Origin of the sequence: Streptomyces aureus (assembly GCF_000725495.1) — a bacterium.
In the GTDB taxonomy this organism is placed as follows: Bacteria; Actinomycetota; Actinomycetes; order Streptomycetales; family Streptomycetaceae; genus Streptomyces; species Streptomyces aureus_B.
Window position 1 is genome coordinate 1 of sequence record NZ_JNZD01000074.1, and the last position, 830, is coordinate 830.

Sequence of the window (830 nt, forward strand, 5' to 3'; positions counted from 1 at the left end):
CCTCAGGCCACTCCCGCACCCACCCCCGCACAGCCAACTCATGACGAACCCCGTACAGGACAAACGAGTCGACCGTGTCCAGCAGCCGCCCCTTCTCACGCAACCCCACCACCTCTGAGCGCCACCGGGCACGCACCACATCCGCCTCACGCCGGCTCAAACCCTCAACACCCCACCGGACATCACGCGCCAGCTCTCGCCGCAGAGCACGATGACGCGCCACCACGGCCTCCAGCCGAGACCGCGTGCCCAGCGACACCTTCACCGTCATAGACACCAAACCTTCGCCAGCCATAACCCCACCCTTCCAGAACCCTGCACTCTGACGCATCAACCACATACCAGAGCAGTCCGGGCGCCCCTGCCAGGTGCCCAAACCGATTAGCCAACACGCCGTCAGGCGTGTACACAAACGACATAAAGGCAAGGGGCACAGAACTCCCCACTGACTAAAGGAAACAGACGCCCAGTCAAGCGAAAGCCCTGACACCGCTTATCCCAGGCTCCCCGGCAGGGGAGCGTAGGCAACCCGGATATCTGTGCAACCACCTCGTTATGACATCACCGGCCCCGACAGGCCCCGGCACTCAACCCAGTTCACTTCCCCCCCCCGTCAGGGGAGGGGCCGTCACAAGGCGCCTGTTCTGCCGCCAGGCAGAACCTCTCTCTTGAGAGAGAGGGCCGTCAGGCCCGTCAACACCCACAGAAACCAAACGAGTTGGCCCGCCAGGGCCAACCCCGCACTACATACACAGCCGTGCCGCCAGGCACGGCGACGGCGACCTAACGGGCCGTCAGGCCCGTAGTTGGCCGCCAGGCCAACTTAAGAG

At 64.3% G+C, this 830-nt stretch carries 1 pseudogene; it reads right to left on the reverse strand.

The features are described 5' to 3' along the window. Positions 1-271 (reverse strand): annotated as a pseudogene (locus IO36_RS47805) (hypothetical protein); the annotation flags it as partial. Between the last annotated feature and the right edge of the window lie 559 nt (positions 272-830).